Genomic DNA, 16,214 nt, shown 5'->3' on the forward strand with positions numbered 1-16,214 from the left:
TAAGTCCCGGATAGGTTTGCGCCGGCTTACCATCCGGAATGCCCGATACGGAGATAGGGAGCGACCCGAAAAGGAGCTTCCGAGACCAAGGACTGACCCGAGTGATGAACCGCCTGGCGCTTGCGCGTGAACTGAACGGACTGGCCGCGCGACCGGGCGTCGAGACTTCGGTCCACGGCGTTGCCGCCGTCTGCGATCCGCTCGGCGCGCTCTACATGCCCGATGCCGGCATTCTCGTCGTGTCCGACCTGCATCTCGAAAAGGGTGCGGCCTTCGCCCGTCGCGGCATGATGCTGCCGCCCTACGATACGCTGGCGACGCTGACTGTGCTTTCGGCCGTCATCACCCGCTACGACCCGAAGCTGGTGGTCTCGCTCGGCGACAATTTCCACGACCGCGTCGGCTCGGCGCATCTGCCCGAGTCGTTCCGCAGCCTGATTGCGGAAATGGCGCGCGGCCGCGAATGGATCTGGATCAACGGCAATCATGATCCTGACGGCACTGTCGATCTGCCGGGTGCTTCCGTCGATGAGATGCATTACGGCGGTCTGACCTTCCGCCACGAGCCGAGAGGCGGGCTGCAGCAGGGCGAGATCGCCGGGCACCTGCATCCGGCCGCAACCGTCCGCCGCCGCGAAAAATCCGTCCGCCGGCCGTGCTTTGCCACCGACGGCGCCCGCCTGCTGATGCCGGCCTTCGGCGTCTTGACCGGCGGCCTCGACCTTCGCCACAAGGCGATGAAGGGCCTGTTCGATCACACTGCGCTCATCGCCCACCTCCTTGGGCGTGACCGGATCTACTCAGTCAGGTTTGGCAACCTGGTGGGTTAAGCGCGCGATAGGCGACAGGCGTGCAAACCGCCGTCGCGCTAGTCGCCGAAATAGTAGAGCGGCTGGCGAGTGAGCTCACCACGGCCGAGATGGCCGTACACATCGTTTCCCAGAATCCAGAAGGCAATCGCCTGTGTCTTCGTGTTGAAGATGTAGTCGCCGGAGATCCAGTGTTCCGCTTTGTTGCCAGAAAGCGCATACAGATAGTCGCCAACCTCATACATGACCGCCCGGTGCGAGTTGTAATCGTATAAGTAGCGCTCGGCCATCTATTCTCCTGATTCTATTTCGGAAAGAATCCCATGGTCCCGAATGTATTGTCAAACAATACTGTAGATGTACGAAGATCGACCCAATTTTGTTTGGTTCGTGTTGTATAGTGTTTCTATTGGACGTTCCCAGTGAAGGCCTTAATTGCACTCCTGCAATTGCCGTTGATAGGTCACTGCCATGTTGTTGAACCGCTGCGCCGTCTTCTGCAGCTGTGCATTCGAGCGCCAGTCGCCGCGCACGTAACCCTTCGGGCCGGAATAGTAGGCGAGATAGAGGTTGTAGGCATCGTTCAGGGGAATGCCGGTCACCTGGCTGTTTTGCGCGTGGTACCAGCCGATGAAGTCGATCGCATCGGCGAAGTTGGTGCGGCGCGCGGCCCAGCTGCCGGTGGCGGATTGGTAGTGATCCCAGGTGCCGTCGAGCGCTTGCGAATAGCCGTAAGCCGTCGAAGGTCGCGTCCACGGAATGAAGCCGAACAGCTTGGTGCGCGGTGGTCGCGCATAGGGCTGGAAGCCGGACTCGGTATACATGGTCGCCATCAGGATCGGAACCGGAACGCCATACTTGCGCTCCGTCTTTTCCGCCGCGCGCTGCCAGCTCGTGAACATCCCGTCGCGCTGCTCGAAGACGGCGCAGATGTTTCGGGTCTGTTTGGGAGCGGTCGCACAGCCGGCAACAAGTGCCAGAAGCACGAGAGCGGGGAGGGCACGGATACGCATTACAAGAACCTCTCGTTTCCGAGAGATTACTAACTCGTAAATATTAACGAGCGGTTTTTAGCGGAATGCGAGTTGCCACCTGCAAATGGCGGCAGTGCCGCTTAGGAGAGCAGCTTTTCCAATCCGGAATTTTGTCAGCGCCCGCCTGCGCTTTTCGACGCTTTGCTGCGTTAAAACGACGAAACCTCGCCGCTCGAAGAACAGTTTGGCCGTCAGGCCCGCTTCCCTTGCCAAACTGCCTGGCCCTGGGAGGCCGCACGAGCGTTGGTTCAAGTGTACTTTGCGCGTGGCCCAAAGGCATTTATTGTCGAAGAATGCCGGGCGCGGTTGGGAGTGTCTGATGTCGGCAGTGCCTTTCTCGAAGATTTCGACGCCGATCAACGCGCTGTTCGCCGCAATTGGTCTCCTGATCGTTGCTGCGCTGACGACGCCCAATCTCGCCGCGGAAGAGCAATTGGCCTTTGAGTTGCTGCTTGCGGCAATTTGGGTGGTCTATGTGCTCCAATTGGTTGGGACGTTGCTCTCACGTCGACAACGCCCGTCGAGCGGGGTGACGGCCCTTGTGATCGATTTGCTTGCCGTTCTGGTTCCGGTCGTTGCATTCCTGTTCGTTGGATCCCGCGATCGGAGCCTGTATTGCGCCATTTGGCTTCTCAAGCCGCTGCGGGACTCGAGCTTCTTCAGGCTGATGGCAAAGGTGGTTGCGAACGAATCGCGCAATCTGCTTGGCGTCACGTCGGTCTTCGGCATCGTTCTCTTTGGTGCCGCGCTGGCCGGTTATGTCATCGAGCGCGACGTCCAGCCAGACAAATTCGGCAGCATCCCGCAGGCGATGTGGTGGGCCGTCGTGACGTTGTCGACGACCGGCTACGGCGACGAGATCCCGCAGAGCCTCGGAGGGCGGATACTGGCTGGCCTGGTGATGATGAGCGGTATCGGCATTTTTGCGCTTTGGGCCGGTATCCTCGCCACCGGTTTCTACGAAGAGGTTCGCCGTCAGGACTTTGTTCGCAACTGGCAACTGGTCGCCGCCGTACCTCTATTCCAGAAGCTCGGCGCTGCCGCACTCGTCGAGATCGTGCGGGCGCTGCGACCGCGCGTCGTCCCTGCCGGTAGCGTGATCTGTCGCAAGGGTGATATTGGCGATCAGATGTTCTTCATCGTCGAGGGGCGGGTCAGCGTGGCAACCCCCGATCATCCGGTGGAACTTGGCAGCGGAAGCTTTTTCGGCGAGATGGCGCTGATCACGGGCGAGCCGCGATCAGCAACTGTCAGTGCCGCAACTGAGGTGTCGCTGCTGTCGCTCTATGCGGTGGAGTTCCAGATGCTGTCGAGCAGCAGCCCCGAGATCGCAGAGACCATCCGCAAGACTGCGCTTGAGCGACGGGGCGGGCTGCCGAATGCTTGATCCAATCCCGCTGTGGCTGCGGCAGGGCCGCAGCCATTGACGCTCATGCTTGGACCGGCTCGTAGCGAAGGATCACTGCGCCGTTCTTCGTCGTCGTGCTGTCCAGTAGCCTCAGCGGAAGCTGCCAGTCTCCCGGTTTGAAATGTGGGTTGTCGCCGCCGAGGATGACAGGCACAAGGCACATGCGGATCTCATCCACCAGGCCTTCCTTCAGGAGCGAATCCGCCAGTTCGGCGCTGCCGAAAATGAAGATCGACTTGCCGGTTTCGGCCTTCAGCTTCTTGAGTTCCGAGACGGGTTCACTCACGACGCGGGTTGTTCCAGTCGGCCGTCGGCATCGACCTCGATACGGCTATCTTGGCAATGCCGTTCATATAGGTCTTGATCTTCTCGCCTTCCTCGTCCGTGGCGGTCGGCCAATAGGCGGCCATGCCCTCATATGTCTTGCGGCGAAGACGAGCAGGTCGCCCTCTTCGCCAAGACGCTCGGAGTACTGTTGCAGTTCGGGACCCCAGACAAGAGTGTGAAAATCGATATCCCACGGCTTCGTCCCTTCGAAATAGCCGTCAAGCGTCATCAGATTCCAAACGATAAGCTTTCTCATCCCTTCGTCCTCCTCGAAACTGGTTGCGACTCGTAACTGGTTGAACGCTTGGTTGACTGATGGCAAAATGCAAGCAGTCTTTGGAGGTGCTAATGGACGACGCTCATCGCTCCGGCTGCCCGATCAATCTGACGCTCGAGGTCCTCGGCGATCGCTGGAGCCTCATCGTCATCCGCGACATCATGTTCGGCAATCGGCGCCATTTTCGCGAACTGCTGCAGAATTCGCAGGAGAAAATTGCCTCGAACATTCTTGCCGACCGCCTCCGCCGCCTAGTCGACAGGGGATTGCTGACGCGTGAGGATGATCCGACGCACAAGCAGAAGGCAATCTATAGCCTGACCGAAATGGCGATCCAACTCGTGCCCATCTTCGCGCACATGGGTGCGTGGGGTCGCAGGCATCTTCCGGTTACCGAGGAACTCTCCATTCGGGCGGAGCTTCTGGAGGAGGGGGGCACCGAACTCTGGGAGGAATTCATGGACGAGCTACGCGCCAAGCATCTCGGCAAGAAGCTGCCTGCCGGAACGCCGTCCGTCCTCGCGCGCCTCACCGAAGCCTATCTCGGCGTCGTCGCCCGCAAGACGAAATCCGCCTGATCAATCCTTGCGGAACACCACGCTGGCACCCCAGCCGGTAATGAGCGCCAGGAAGACAGAAACCAGGCCGTAGGCAATCGGCTGCGAGTGCGCCGCGTCGGTAATCATCTGCTCGATGCCCGTCTTGATGACACGCAACGGCACCGACTTCTCAGTGATGAAATTGCCGCTCTTGAAGAGATAGGCTCGCACGGTATGCACGCCGTTCGGAATGTTTGCCGGCAACCGCAGGCTGGCTTTGAAAAGGCTGGAACTGACGAAACGCACGCCGCTCGGGTCGCGATCGTAGAGGCCGCCGTTTTCCTGCAGTCGGCGAAAGGCCTGCCGGAATTCGCCGAGATTGCTGGCGTTGCCGACGAAGCCGACCGGCGTCAGCGGGATGTGGTCGATGCCGATCCCCCTATCGGTGAGGTCGAGCGGCGTGGTGATGTCGTCAAGCATGCGCGAACTCGACATCGAATAGGAGTGCGGCACCGCCTCGAAGGTCATCGATCGCGTATTCATCCAGACGCCGAACACGCGCTCCTTCCGGCGCACGGTCGCGTTTTCTCGCGGCCCCTCGAGAACGACGACCACGTCATATTGGCCGATTGCCAACAGAAGACTGTCAGTGTTGGTCACGGCTCCAAAGATCGTCAGGTCCGCGCCCCGAAAATCCGAAGTGATGGCGATTTCGCTGGTGGAGGTGCCGATCTCCAGCCCTTCGGTCTTGCTCTGCGCGGCCTGGCCCGGGAGCAGCATCTGCGCCATTGCTGCGGTGGGCAGCAAGAGAACGATAGATAGAAGAGCAGCGAGGAAGCGGCGCATCAATTCGCTCCCATGACGACGGAGTAGACGTCCGCTGGGGTTACGACGAGCGCAACGGCAAGACGAAGGCCGACGGCAAGCACCAGCAGTCCGAGAAGCGCGCGAAGCTGCTCACCGCGCAGCTTCTGTCCGACACGCACGCCATACTGCGCGCCGATCACGCCGGCAATCATTAGGAAAAAGGCGAGCACGATGTCGACCGAGAAGTTCGTCGCCGCCTGCACGACCGTCGTGTAGGCGGTCACGAAGATGATCTGGAACAGCGACGTGCCGACGACCACGTTGGTCGGAATGCGCAGGAGATAGATCATCGCCGGCACCATGATGAAGCCGCCGCCGACGCCCATGACCGATGTCAGGATGCCGATGCCGAAGCCGAGCGCGACGACCGGGATCACACTGAGGAAGATCTTCGACTTCTTGAACCGCATCTTCAGCGGCAGCTTGTGCACCCAATGGTGATGACCGGGGCGCCGCGGTGTCGGCGGCACGTTCTTCGCCGCACGGCGCATGGCACTGACGCTCTCGACCAGCATCAGTCCACCGACCGTGCCGAGAAAGACGACGTAAAGCAAGGAGATGATGAGATCGAGCTGACCGATCCGCCTGAGCAGCGAGAAGATCCAGATGCCGATTGTCGCACCGGTGAGACCCCCAATCAGCAGTACGGTTCCGAGCTTCAGGTCGAGCGATCCACGCCGAAAATGCGTGATGGCGCCGGATATGGAGGAGGCCACGACCTGATTGGCGCCGGTGGCGACGGCAACGACCGGCGGGATGTTGTAGAAGATCAGGAGCGGCGTGATCAGGAAGCCGCCGCCGACACCGAACATTCCGGAGAGAAAGCCGACGGCTGCTCCCATGCCGAGAATGATGAAGATGTTCACCGACAATTCTGCGATAGGCAGATAGATTGTCACAGCAGACCCCAATCTATGAACTGCCCCCACAGGCAGGCGTCTTACATCTTGTTCGAATGGTGCATCATACGGTGAAATCGTTGCCAGAGGATTTCGATTAGCGACACGCGATCCACTCGATAGCGTGATCACTCTCGAATATTCAGGCTTTTTTTGGGTTTTATGACAGACCTTTAGGGGTCGATCCCGACAAAGCGTGCCTAGTGCCGCATCCGGATCGCCGGTTGAATGCGAGACGCCTGCCGACTAGGGTCGGAGCAGGATTGTCCGGGGGATTCGCGTGAAGGCAGGATTGGTTCGTTGGTTGCTGATGGCTTGCGTCCTTCAGCCGGTTGCGGCGAAGGCGGAATGGCAGCCGATCGAAGAGGTGCGGACCTACGCGGTGACGGGCAGTTCCGGCGCAGCCTTGTACGATTCCATCGGCGAGCACGGTCCCGAGCTTGCCGGCGGTCGGGTGGTGGCGCACACGACTTTCAAGCTGACCTGGACCAGAAAATACGAGCGCCGGGGCGATGCCTGCGTGCTTGCCGTGGCGCGGCCGAAGCTGATCATCACCTACACGCTGCCGAAGCCGACCGGCAAGCTTCCCGCTGCCACCCAGGCAAGCTGGGCGACCTTCATTGCCGGCATCGAAACGCATGAGCGGGTGCACGGGGACTATATCGAGCAGATGGTCCGGGACATCGAGGCGATGAGCGTCGGCTTTTCCGCCGACAATGACCCGGATTGCCGCAAGATCCGGGTCGAACTCACCAAGCGGCTCGGCGAACTCTCGGCGCGACAGCGACAGCAGGGCCGCGATTTCGACAAGGCGGAGATGAGCGAGGGCGGCAATATTCGCCGCCTCGTCCTGCAGCTCGTGAACGGCCCCTGAGGGCCGTTCGAACCTATGGCGGTTCAGCCCAAAGCGGCAGCGGCCACCGGCGCGAGGTGCGGCCAGACCTCGAGGGCGCCGCGATAGATCATGCTCAGCGCCACGTAGACGATGATGGCAAGGCCGAGATAGGCGATCCAGTGGTAGCGGTTGAGCAGGCGCGCGATGAAGTTCGCCGCAATACCCATCATCGCAATCGACAGGATGAGGCCGATGACGAGGATCGTCGGATGTTCGCGGGCAGCCCCCGCAACGGCGAGCACGTTGTCGAGCGACATCGACACGTCGGCAATGACGATCTGGCTGGCTGCCTGGAAGAAGGTCTTCTTCGGCGCCGCCGCGTCGCCTTCGGCACCCTCCACTTCGCCGCTGCCGTTGCGCAGATCGCGCCACATCTTCCAGCAGACCCAGAGCAGGAGAATACCGCCGGCCAGCAGCAGGCCGATGATCTCGAGAAGCTGGACGGTAACGCTGGCGAGCGCGATACGCAGCACGGTGGCAGCAAGAATACCGACGAGGATCGCCTTCTTGCGTTGGTCGGCCGGCAATCCGGCGGCGGCAAGACCGATGACGACGGCGTTGTCGCCGGCAAGCACGAGGTCGATGAGAATGACCTGCAAGAGCGCCAGCAAGCCGGCCGAGGTGAAAATTTCCATAATCTGATAATCCCTGACATATGCGAAACGCCCGCCGGCGCGCCGATAACGCATAAATGATCGCTGATCGGCTGATCAAGGGGCGAGGACCTATTGTGGAAAAGTTCTGTCGCCCGTTGCAGTTCCGCCCGGTCGACAAACGACCTTCATTTTCCTGACGTAGAGTTCTTTGCATGGCCTGGGATTGGCCATTGCGCCGCGAACGTGCTAGCGAGAGCCGCAAAAAGCCCCGGCCGGCATGATCGAGGGGCGCAGCAACGCTTTCGGACTCCACGCAGACATGATTCGCATCGAGAATATCAGCAAGCAGAACAGCCACCGCATCCTCTTCATCGAAGCCTCCGCAGCCCTCAACAGAGGCGAGAAGATCGGCCTCGTCGGCCCGAATGGCGCCGGCAAGACGACGCTCTTTCGCATGATCACCGGGCAGGAGCAGCCCGATGAAGGCCAGGTCGCGGCCGAAAAGGGCGTGACGATCGGCTATTTCAATCAGGATGTCGGCGAGATGGCCGGCCGTAGCGCCGTGGCCGAGGTCATGGAAGGTGCTGGGCCTGTCAGCGTCGTCGCGGCCGAGTTGCGTGAACTCGAAGTGGAAATGGTCGATCCCGACAAGCTCGACGAAATGGACCGGATCATCGAGCGCTATGGCGAAGTCCAGGCACGGTACGAGGAACTGGACGGCTACGCTCTGGAAGGGCGTGCGCGCGAAGTGCTGGCAGGCCTGAGCTTCACCCAGGAAATGATGGACGGTGATGTCGGCGGACTGTCGGGCGGTTGGAAAATGCGCGTGGCGCTCGCCCGCATTCTTCTGATGCGTCCGGATGTCATGCTGCTCGACGAGCCGAGCAACCACCTGGACCTGGAAAGCCTGATCTGGCTGGAAGAATTCCTGAAGACCTATGACGGGGCGCTTCTGATGACCTCGCACGACCGCGAGTTCATGAACCGCATCGTTGGCAAGATCATCGAGATCGACGCCGGCTCGTTGAACAGCTACTCCGGCGATTACGGGTTCTACGAACAGCAGCGGGCGCAGAACGAGAAACAGCAGCAGGCGCAGTTCGAGCGCCAGCAGGCGATGCTTGCCAAGGAAATCAAGTTCATCGAGCGTTTCAAGGCGCGCGCATCGCACGCCTCGCAGGTGCAGAGCCGCGTCAAGAAGCTGGAGAAGATCGACCGGGTCGAGCCACCGAAGCGCCGCCAGACGGTCGCCTTCGACTTCCTGCCGGCCCCGCGCTCCGGCGAAGACGTGATCAACCTCAAGAACGTCCACAAGAAGTACGGCAGCCGAACCATCTACGAAGGCCTGGACTTCATGGTCCGCCGCAAGGAGCGTTGGTGCATCATGGGCATCAACGGTGCCGGCAAGTCGACCCTGCTGAAGCTGGTTGCTGGTTCCGCCGAGCCGGACCAGGGCAGCGTTGCCCTCGGCGCCAGCGTCAAGATGGGCTATTTCGCCCAGCACGCCATGGATATCCTCGATGGCGAGCGGACAGTGCTGCAATGGCTGGAGGATTCCTTCCCGCAGGCAGGGCAGGCGCCGCTGAGAGCGCTGGCCGGCTGCTTCGGCTTCTCCGGCGACGACGTCGAAAAGAAGTGCCGCGTGCTGTCGGGTGGCGAAAAGGCGCGGCTTGTCATGGCCAAGATGCTCTTCGATCCGCCGAACCTGCTGGTGCTCGATGAGCCGACCAACCACCTGGACCTCGACACCAAGGAAATGCTGATCAAGGCGCTGTCGCAATACGAGGGCACGATGCTGTTTGTCTCGCACGACCGGCATTTCCTCGCGGCGCTTTCCAACCGCGTGCTGGAACTGACGCCTGACGGCATCCACCAATATGGCGGCGGCTACACGGAATACGTCGAGCGCACCGGTTACGAGGCACCTGGCCTGCGGGGCTGAGGGTAGCGGGGCGCCGGTCGACCTGCAGGTTCGATGCGAGCCGCTATCGTGACGGCCACTGCACGGGCCTCGCCGGGGTCCTTCAAAGGTCGCCGTTACGATCGGCAATTTGGCGCTGCCGGGCAGGCCGTAGCGACCGGGGAAGGCGGCGAGCCGCGGCCGGAGTTCCGGTTGCCGCAGCGCCGCCTCAGCCAGGCGACGTTCCAGATCGCGGAACTCCTCCGTGTCGTCAGCAGTCGTCTGTTGCATCGTTCCCATCATTCGAAGGATGGTCTGGCGCCGGTCCTCATTGGCGCGCGTTCAAGGCGGGAAGTAAGGGTGATAGCCGGCATCGTGGTGCATCTGTGCCGCCGTCAGCCTGCCCCTGCAGGCCCGGGCACGACGGCAGGTGGCGATGGAGCAATCTTTCCAGAAGCCGCACTCGCTGGCGGCCAGCCGTGTGATGACGCATCCGCCGGATCGCGCCTTTTCCTCGCCATCGACCAGTCCGCCATCCTCGAAATTCATGGCCTCGACGACGGCGAGCACGTCGACAACGGGCAGGGCGAGAAGTCTTTTCAGGAACAGGCTGCTTCGCATGCGTCTCCTCCACGGCAGCTCCGCCGCCATGTTTTCGACCATCGATCCGGAGAGCCCACGCAAATGCGGAACCTCACTGGTTAGATTTATTGTGGCTCCGCATTTGCGTGGCCTTCGGCGTTCTTCGGGATATCCCTACCCCTTCAGGCGATCGCCTCGTCTCGCTGCGTCCGAGCAGATCGGCCCGAACTTGCATGGCTGAACCAAGCCGGATGCTGGAACGTCCGGGGGAGACTTGTGATGGCAGCGGTCTAATGCCGATGCCCGGCTTTCGCCTCCCTGCCTTCGACTACACGTTACAGCCTCCGGCAGGGCGCCGGCTCCCGCCTGCCCGCGAAAGTCTCGCGAAACACCCCGGCGACGGAAGCGGGAGGATTTTAGGCACGGGGCCGGGGAGCGAGGATGAGAGATCGGATAAGTGATTGATATGGCTTAACTCGGCGCTGTTTTGCTCCGCTGAGGCACCATGCACTCGATCGGATATTGCATCAGCATATCCCGATTTCGCATGGTCGGACCCGCCTCTAGTCTGCAGATGGGATACTGGTCACATTTACCGTAACGTACTTCCGTATTGAGCCCCGCAAGCATTCACTCCGGATGACGCATCAAGATCGGAGGAGGCCTGCCATGAGGTCTATCGCGCTACTATGCATGCTGCTGCTCGCCGGTCCGGCACTTTCGGCAGATAGGACCGCACGGCAGGTGTTCGACCAGGAGATCGAGCGGAATGCAGTCCAGGCGGCAGTTTGGGGCATACCCGTCGTCAACTACGATCTGATGCGGCAGGAGATGCTTGAGAAGACGCCCGGCAAGGTCGGACAGGTCATCTATTGGGGTCGCCCGCTGGACTGGATGAACCAGACGCTGACGCCCAATCCGGACGCTCTCTACTTCATGGTTTTCTTCAGCACGAAGGACGGCCCCGTCGTTCTCGATCTGCCGCCGGCGGAGGAAAAGGCCTCCTTCAACGGCAATATCGTCACCGCATGGCAATTGCCGCTCGAGGATGCCGGTCTGCTCGGATACGACAAGGGCAAAGGCGGCAAGTTCGTGGTCCTGCCGCCGGGTTACACGGACAAGCTGCCGGACGGGTCCATTCCGCTGCGGTCCGAGGTCTACGGCGGCTACATGCTGTTTCGTTCGAACCTTGCGAGCCATGGTGATGCCGATGTCCAGGCCTCCATCGACTACGGCAAGAAGCTGAAAATCTATCCGCTGTCGGCCGCCGCCAATCCGCCGGAGACCGTTTTCTCCGACGTGAAGGATGTTCTGTTCGATTCCACGATCAGATGGGACGCGAGCTTCTTCGACAATCTGAACCGTGTCGTACAGGAAGAGCCGTGGATCTCCCGCGACCGCGTGATGATCGACCAGCTGAAATCGATCGGCATAGAGAAAGACAAGCCGTTTGAGCCCGATCGCCACACCAAATCCCTGCTGACCAAGGGCATCAAGGAGGCCGAGACCCTACTGGAGGCGAAATACGATGCCGGTCTGCCGCCCTTCTTCAGCGAGAAGAGCCGCTGGACCTTCCCGGCCTATCCCGATCTCATCAAGGCCATGCAATCTGATTTCGCCGAACAGGACGCCTATCCGGTCGATCATCGCGGCGTTGCCTACAGCTATGCCTATATCGGCATCAAGAGGCTCGGGGCCGGTCAGTTCTATGCGATCTCGATCCGCGACAAGGATGGCAATGCCTTCGACGGCGGCAAGACCTATCGTCTCCATGTGCCTGGCAATGTTCCCGTCCAGCAATATTGGTCGGTGACGGCCTATGACCGGCAGACGCACGCGCTGATCAAGAATGTTGCGCGTGCCAGCCGTTCGTCGCAGATTCCGGAACTGGTGAAGAACGGAGACGGATCCGTCGATCTCTATTTCGGTCCCAAGGCCCCCAAGGGCAAGGACACCAATTGGGTGCCGACCGATCCGAAGCGGCAGTTCGAACTGATGTTCCGCGCCTACGGCCCGACGAAGGAGTTTTTTGACAAGAAGTGGGTGTTGTCGGATGTCGTCAGGGTCGCCGCGCCCTAGGTGTCAGCACGAGGGCCCATTTATGACTGGCATCGTGAGCCAAGAGCTCCCATGACGGATACAGAAACGATCATCATCGGTGCGGGACCGGCAGGATTGGCCTGCGCCGTGGCGCTGCAGGCGCGTGGACGCCCGTTTCTGGTGCTTGAGAAAGGCGACACGCTGGCTGCCTCCTGGCATCGCCACTACGACCGCCTTCGGCTGCATACCCACAAGATGCACTCGGCTCTGCCGGGAATGCCAATGCCACGGCGGTTTCCGAAGTATCCCTCGCGGCAGCAGGTGATCGAGTATCTCGAAACCTATAGCTCCTCGAACGACATCGAGGTCAGGTTCGGCGTGCGCGCGACGACGATCCGCAAGGACAAGGCGTGGATTGTCGAGAGCTTCGAGGGGGCATTCGAGGCGAGCAATGTCATCCTCGCGACCGGGCTTTCGAACGCGCCGATAAGGCCGTCCTGGGAGGGGCAGGAGCTGTTTTCGGGCAAGCTTCTGCACTCCTCGGAGTTCCGGAATGCCGCGGAGCTTGCAGCCGAGCGGGTCCTCGTCGTCGGCTTCGGCAACTCCGCCGGCGAGATCGCTCTCGAATGCGCCGAGGCCGGCCTTCATGTCGCCATGTCCGTGCGTGGTCCGGTCAACGTCGTGCCGCTCGAGCTGTTCGGCGTGACGACCGCCAGCATTGCCATCGCCCAGCGGTTCCTTCCCTATCGCCTAGTCGACGCGGTGAACGCGCCGATCCTCAGCCTGCGTTTTGGGGACCTCGGGGCGTTCGGAGTGGAAAGGGCAAAAGGCGGGCCGCTGGCCGGCATTATCGAAAGGGGCCGCACGCCGATGATCAACATCGGCACGATCGAGCGGATCAGGTCGGGGGATATCAAGGTGTTCCCTGCCGTCACGAGTTCCGACGATCGTCAGGTGCAATTCGCGGATGGCCGCTCCGGCATTTTTGACGCGATCGTCCTTGCGACCGGCTATCGGCCGGGGCTCGAGGCGTTGCTGGCCGACTTCAAACAACGATTTGGCGGCGCCGACGGTCCCGCGCGCGGAGATCTCCAGCCGGCGAATGATGGCCTCTACTTTTGCGGCTTCACCGCCGTTCCAACCGGCCTTCTCCGGGAAATCGGACTTGAGGCCGAGAAGATCGCGGCCTCCATCGCCGGCCAATGATGTGTCGTCCATCGCCCGGGACCGGCTTTGTGTTGCCGAGCCTGCGACGGTTGGACCAGCCGTTCAGGCTGGCGTCAGACGTGCTGCCTACATGAAGCGCGGGCTGCAACGGAAAGGCTGATTTGATGAACAGGTACGCATGGTACGCTCTCGCCGCATCTGCCGCGATCGCAACCGCTTCGCCGTCATGGGCGGCTACGACTGTGAAAGTGACCGAAGGCGGCGAGGGCGGCGGGCCGATGACCCTGACGCTCGACCAGGCCACGATCAAGGCAGGGGAAACGATCTTCGCGGTTCACAACGACGCGATGACCGAGGAGCACGAGATGGTGCTCGTCAAGCTGAAGTCCCCGGACCAGAAGGTTCCGTTGATTGCATCCAGGCATAGGGTCGATGAAAAGCAGCTCAAGAGCATCGGCGAAGTCTCGGACCTAAAGCCGGGAGCGGACGGGCAGTTGAAAACGAAGCTCGCGCCCGGCGCCTACCTGCTTCTGTGCAATATCAAGGGGCATTACGAGGCGGGCATGCAGGCCAGCCTTACCGTGACCAAGTAGCCGCGAGATCGAAAGCCAGCCGAAAGCACCGCTGGCTTTGATGACAGGTGCCAGAGGCGGCTTACGCCGCCTCCTTGTCCTTTGCGTAAGGGTCGAAGCGGCCGTAGAAAGTCTCGCCCTTGGCCGCCATGTCCTCAAGCAGCGCCGTCGGCTTGAAGTGTGCACCGTAAGCTACGGCTAACGTTTCACATAGCTCCACGAAGGCCTTCACGCCCATCCCGTCGACGTAGGAGAGCACGCCGCCGGTATAGGGCGCGAAGCCGAAGCCGAGGATGGAGCCGACGTCGGCCTCGCGCGGATCGGTGACGATGCCTTCCTCGATGGTGCGGGCTGCCTCCAGTGCGATGGTGACGAGGAAGCGCTGCTTCAGCACCTCGACATCGACGTCTTCCGCCTTCTTCTGCGGGTAGAAGGTCTTCAGCTCGGGCCAAAGCGACTTCTTGGCCGGTTTCGCCGGATAGTCGTAGAAGCCCTTGCCGTTCTTGCGGCCGCGGCGGTCGAGCTCGTCGACCATCTTGTTGATCAGCGCCATATGTTCAGGATCGACGGCGGCTTCGCCGAGATCGGCGACGGTGGCCTTGAGGATTTTCTGCGACAGATCGATCGCCACCTCGTCGTTCAATGAGAGCGGGCCGACCGGCATGCCGGCCATCTTGGCAGCATTCTCGATCATCGCGGGTGGGACGCCCTCGATCAGCATGTCGTAGGCTTCGTGGATATAGCGGAAGACGCAGCGGTTAACGAAGAAGCCGCGGGTGTCGTTGACGACGATGGGCGTCTTCTTGATTGCGGCGACGTAATCGAGTGCCACCGCCAGCGCCTTGTCGCCGGTCTGCTTGCCAAGAATGACCTCGGTCAGCATCATCTTCTCGACCGGCGAGAAGAAATGCACGCCGATGAAATCGGCAGGGCGCTTGGAGTTCTTGGCAAGGCCTGAAATCGGCAGGGTCGAGGTGTTGGAAGCGAAGATGGCGCCTTCCGGCAGCACGGCTTCAACCGCCTCGATCACGGCCTTCTTGACCTCACGGTCTTCGAACACGGCTTCAATGACGAGATCAGCATCCTTGAGGTCGGCATAGTCCGCGGACGGGACGATGCGCGAAAGCAGCGCCGCACCGTCATCCTGCGTAAGGCGTCCCTTACCGATCGAGTCCTTCACCAGGCCTTCACCCACGCCCTTGCCCTTGGCCGCCGCTTCGATGTCGCGGTCGATGAGGGTGACGGGGATGCCGGCGGCGGCGGTTACATAGGCGATCGAGGCTCCCATGAAACCGGCGCCGACGACACCCACTTTCTTCAACTCCGTTTTCGGGATTCCGGCGGGGCGGCGGGCCCCTTTGCCGAGCTCCTGCATGGAGATGAAGAGCGAACGGATCATCGAGAAGGCTTCGCTGGTCTGCAGGATCTCGGTGAAATAGCGCTGTTCGATCTTGAGGCCGGTGTCGAAAGGCACCTGTAGGCCTTCATAGACGCATTTGAGGATTGCGAGTGCTGCCGGGTAGTTGCCCGCCGTTTCGCGGCGCAGGATCGCCGGTGCGGCCGGCCAGAGCTGCGCTGCCGCAGGCGTCCAGATACCGCCGCCGGGCGCCTTGAAACCCTTTTCGTCCCAAGGCGCGACTGGCTTGAGGCCGTCCTTGATCATCTGCTTGGCAGCCGGGATCAGCTGATCCGGCTCGACCACCTGATGCACGAGGTTCATCGCCTTGGCGCGTGCTGCTGTCAGCGACTGGCCTGTCGTCATCATCTGTAGGGCCGACTGGGCGTCCGCCAGGCGCGAGACACGCTGCGTGCCGCCGGCACCGGGGAAGATGCCGACCTTGACCTCGGGCAGCGCGATCTTCACCGACTTGGCATTCGAGGCGACGCGGCCATGGCAGGCGAGCGACATTTCGAAGGCGCCGCCCATGCAGGTGCCGTTGATCGCCGAAACCCAGGGCTTGCCGGAGGTTTCGACTTTGCGGAAGAGGCCGGTCATGCGGCCGACGAGATCGAACAGCTTCTGCGCAGCGCCATCGGGATTGGCGGCCTTCTCCTGCTGATAGAGCGAGAACATCGACTTGATCATCGAGAGGTCCGCGCCGCCCGAGAAGCTCGACTTGCCCGAGGTGATAACCGCGCCCTTGACGGCGCTATCGGCAACGACGGCATCAACGATGGCGTTCAACTCGTCCATCACCTCTTCGGTGAAGACGTTCATGGATTTGCCGGGCATGTCCCAGGTGACGAGAGCGATGCCGTCCGCGTCGGTTTCGACGGTGAAGTTCTTGTAGGTCATCGTCTC

Annotated in this window: 15 protein-coding genes and 1 pseudogene; 8 read left to right on the forward strand and 8 right to left on the reverse strand. The window is 61.3% G+C overall.

Annotated features, from left to right (window positions below):
- Nucleotides 1-104 precede the first annotated feature (104 nt).
- Nucleotides 105-830, forward strand: coding sequence for a ligase-associated DNA damage response endonuclease PdeM (gene pdeM / locus AF71_RS25765; protein ID WP_018858596.1), 726 nt, complete (start codon nt 105-107; stop codon nt 828-830).
- 38 nt (nt 831-868) lie between these two features.
- On the opposite strand, the gene AF71_RS25770 is transcribed toward pdeM, so the two are convergent.
- Both AF71_RS25770 and AF71_RS25775 read right to left on the reverse strand, forming a co-directional pair.
- Nucleotides 869-1,099 carry a hypothetical protein gene (locus AF71_RS25770; protein ID WP_025660367.1) on the reverse strand — a complete coding sequence of 77 codons (231 nt, stop codon included), beginning with the start codon at nt 1,097-1,099 and terminating at the stop codon, nt 869-871.
- Between the two features lie 141 nt (nt 1,100-1,240).
- The gene (locus AF71_RS25775) at nt 1,241-1,822 is read right to left on the reverse strand and encodes a transglycosylase SLT domain-containing protein (RefSeq protein ID WP_018858594.1); all 582 of its coding nucleotides are present in this window, start codon (nt 1,820-1,822) and stop codon (nt 1,241-1,243) included.
- Between the two features lie 340 nt (nt 1,823-2,162).
- Between AF71_RS25775 and AF71_RS25780 the strand changes: the two genes are divergently transcribed.
- Complete coding sequence (locus tag AF71_RS25780) at nt 2,163-3,230, forward strand: cyclic nucleotide-gated ion channel (RefSeq protein WP_169683766.1); 1,068 nt, start codon at nt 2,163-2,165, stop codon at nt 3,228-3,230.
- Between the two features lie 43 nt (nt 3,231-3,273).
- Here AF71_RS25780 and AF71_RS25785 read toward each other — a convergent pair.
- Nucleotides 3,274-3,834: pseudogene (locus AF71_RS25785) on the reverse strand (dihydrofolate reductase family protein).
- Between the two features lie 92 nt (nt 3,835-3,926).
- On the opposite strand from AF71_RS25785, the gene AF71_RS25790 reads away from it, so the two are divergent.
- Complete coding sequence (locus AF71_RS25790; RefSeq protein ID WP_169683767.1) at nt 3,927-4,433, forward strand: helix-turn-helix domain-containing protein; 507 nt, start codon at nt 3,927-3,929, stop codon at nt 4,431-4,433.
- On the opposite strand, the gene AF71_RS25795 is transcribed toward AF71_RS25790, so the two are convergent.
- A complete protein-coding gene (locus tag AF71_RS25795) occupies nt 4,434-5,240 on the reverse strand; it encodes a TIGR02186 family protein (protein ID WP_018858590.1) in 807 nt (268 codons plus the stop codon).
- A complete protein-coding gene (locus AF71_RS25800; RefSeq protein ID WP_018858589.1) occupies nt 5,240-6,160 on the reverse strand; it encodes a sulfite exporter TauE/SafE family protein in 921 nt (306 codons plus the stop codon). The genes AF71_RS25795 and AF71_RS25800 overlap by 1 nt, the downstream gene beginning before the upstream one ends.
- Nucleotides 6,161-6,470: 310 nt before the next feature.
- Between AF71_RS25800 and AF71_RS25805 the strand changes: the two genes are divergently transcribed.
- Nucleotides 6,471-7,034, forward strand: coding sequence for a DUF922 domain-containing protein (locus tag AF71_RS25805; RefSeq protein WP_113471936.1), 564 nt, complete (start codon nt 6,471-6,473; stop codon nt 7,032-7,034).
- Nucleotides 7,035-7,057: 23 nt separating this feature from the next.
- On the opposite strand, the gene AF71_RS25810 is transcribed toward AF71_RS25805, so the two are convergent.
- Nucleotides 7,058-7,690, reverse strand: a complete 633-nt coding sequence (locus tag AF71_RS25810) for a TerC family protein (RefSeq protein ID WP_062373483.1) — start codon at nt 7,688-7,690, stop codon at nt 7,058-7,060.
- A 280-nt stretch (nt 7,691-7,970) separates the two neighbouring features.
- Between AF71_RS25810 and AF71_RS25815 the strand changes: the two genes are divergently transcribed.
- Nucleotides 7,971-9,593 carry an ABC-F family ATP-binding cassette domain-containing protein gene (locus AF71_RS25815; RefSeq protein WP_169683768.1) on the forward strand — a complete coding sequence of 541 codons (1,623 nt, stop codon included), beginning with the start codon at nt 7,971-7,973 and terminating at the stop codon, nt 9,591-9,593.
- 300 nt (nt 9,594-9,893) lie between these two features.
- On the opposite strand, the gene AF71_RS25820 is transcribed toward AF71_RS25815, so the two are convergent.
- On the reverse strand, nt 9,894-10,172 hold the full coding sequence (locus AF71_RS25820; RefSeq protein WP_156828782.1) for a hypothetical protein: 279 nt from the start codon (nt 10,170-10,172) through the stop codon (nt 9,894-9,896).
- Between the two features lie 630 nt (nt 10,173-10,802).
- Between AF71_RS25820 and AF71_RS25825 the strand changes: the two genes are divergently transcribed.
- The 3 genes from AF71_RS25825 (at nt 10,803) to AF71_RS25835 (ending at nt 13,933) form a co-directional block, all read left to right on the forward strand.
- Complete coding sequence (locus tag AF71_RS25825) at nt 10,803-12,212, forward strand: DUF1254 domain-containing protein (protein WP_169683769.1); 1,410 nt, start codon at nt 10,803-10,805, stop codon at nt 12,210-12,212.
- A gap of 51 nt (nt 12,213-12,263) precedes the next feature.
- On the forward strand, nt 12,264-13,379 hold the full coding sequence (locus AF71_RS25830) for an NAD(P)/FAD-dependent oxidoreductase (protein ID WP_113471927.1): 1,116 nt from the start codon (nt 12,264-12,266) through the stop codon (nt 13,377-13,379).
- Nucleotides 13,380-13,504: 125 nt separating this feature from the next.
- Nucleotides 13,505-13,933, forward strand: coding sequence for a plastocyanin/azurin family copper-binding protein (locus AF71_RS25835; protein ID WP_018858582.1), 429 nt, complete (start codon nt 13,505-13,507; stop codon nt 13,931-13,933).
- Between the two features lie 61 nt (nt 13,934-13,994).
- Here the strand turns inward: AF71_RS25835 and AF71_RS25840 are convergent, their stop codons facing one another.
- Nucleotides 13,995-16,208 (reverse strand): 3-hydroxyacyl-CoA dehydrogenase NAD-binding domain-containing protein, encoded by a 2,214-nt coding sequence (locus tag AF71_RS25840; protein WP_169683770.1) that lies wholly within the window; start codon nt 16,206-16,208, stop codon nt 13,995-13,997.
- Nucleotides 16,209-16,214 lie beyond the last annotated feature (6 nt).

The sequence above is a fragment of the Rhizobium sp. 57MFTsu3.2 genome (genome assembly GCF_012932765.1).
GTDB lineage: Bacteria > Pseudomonadota > Alphaproteobacteria > Rhizobiales > Rhizobiaceae > Rhizobium > Rhizobium altiplani.

What these genes read in the sequence shown, in the direction of transcription:
- pdeM (WP_018858596.1), top strand. Translation starts at nt 105, where the DNA reads ATGAACCGCCTGGCGCTTGCGCGTGAACTGAACGGACTGGCCGCGCGA.
- AF71_RS25770 (WP_025660367.1), bottom strand. Translation starts at nt 1,099, where the DNA reads ATGGCCGAGCGCTACTTATACGATTACAACTCGCACCGGGCGGTCATG.
- AF71_RS25775 (WP_018858594.1), bottom strand. Translation starts at nt 1,822, where the DNA reads ATGCGTATCCGTGCCCTCCCCGCTCTCGTGCTTCTGGCACTTGTTGCC.
- AF71_RS25780 (WP_169683766.1), top strand. Translation starts at nt 2,163, where the DNA reads ATGTCGGCAGTGCCTTTCTCGAAGATTTCGACGCCGATCAACGCGCTG.
- AF71_RS25790 (WP_169683767.1), top strand. Translation starts at nt 3,927, where the DNA reads ATGGACGACGCTCATCGCTCCGGCTGCCCGATCAATCTGACGCTCGAG.
- AF71_RS25795 (WP_018858590.1), bottom strand. Translation starts at nt 5,240, where the DNA reads ATGCGCCGCTTCCTCGCTGCTCTTCTATCTATCGTTCTCTTGCTGCCC.
- AF71_RS25805 (WP_113471936.1), top strand. Translation starts at nt 6,471, where the DNA reads ATGGCTTGCGTCCTTCAGCCGGTTGCGGCGAAGGCGGAATGGCAGCCG.
- AF71_RS25810 (WP_062373483.1), bottom strand. Translation starts at nt 7,690, where the DNA reads ATGGAAATTTTCACCTCGGCCGGCTTGCTGGCGCTCTTGCAGGTCATT.
- AF71_RS25815 (WP_169683768.1), top strand. Translation starts at nt 7,971, where the DNA reads ATGATTCGCATCGAGAATATCAGCAAGCAGAACAGCCACCGCATCCTC.
- AF71_RS25820 (WP_156828782.1), bottom strand. Translation starts at nt 10,172, where the DNA reads ATGCGAAGCAGCCTGTTCCTGAAAAGACTTCTCGCCCTGCCCGTTGTC.
- AF71_RS25825 (WP_169683769.1), top strand. Translation starts at nt 10,803, where the DNA reads ATGAGGTCTATCGCGCTACTATGCATGCTGCTGCTCGCCGGTCCGGCA.
- AF71_RS25830 (WP_113471927.1), top strand. Translation starts at nt 12,264, where the DNA reads ATGACGGATACAGAAACGATCATCATCGGTGCGGGACCGGCAGGATTG.
- AF71_RS25835 (WP_018858582.1), top strand. Translation starts at nt 13,505, where the DNA reads ATGAACAGGTACGCATGGTACGCTCTCGCCGCATCTGCCGCGATCGCA.
- AF71_RS25840 (WP_169683770.1), bottom strand. Translation starts at nt 16,208, where the DNA reads ATGACCTACAAGAACTTCACCGTCGAAACCGACGCGGACGGCATCGCT.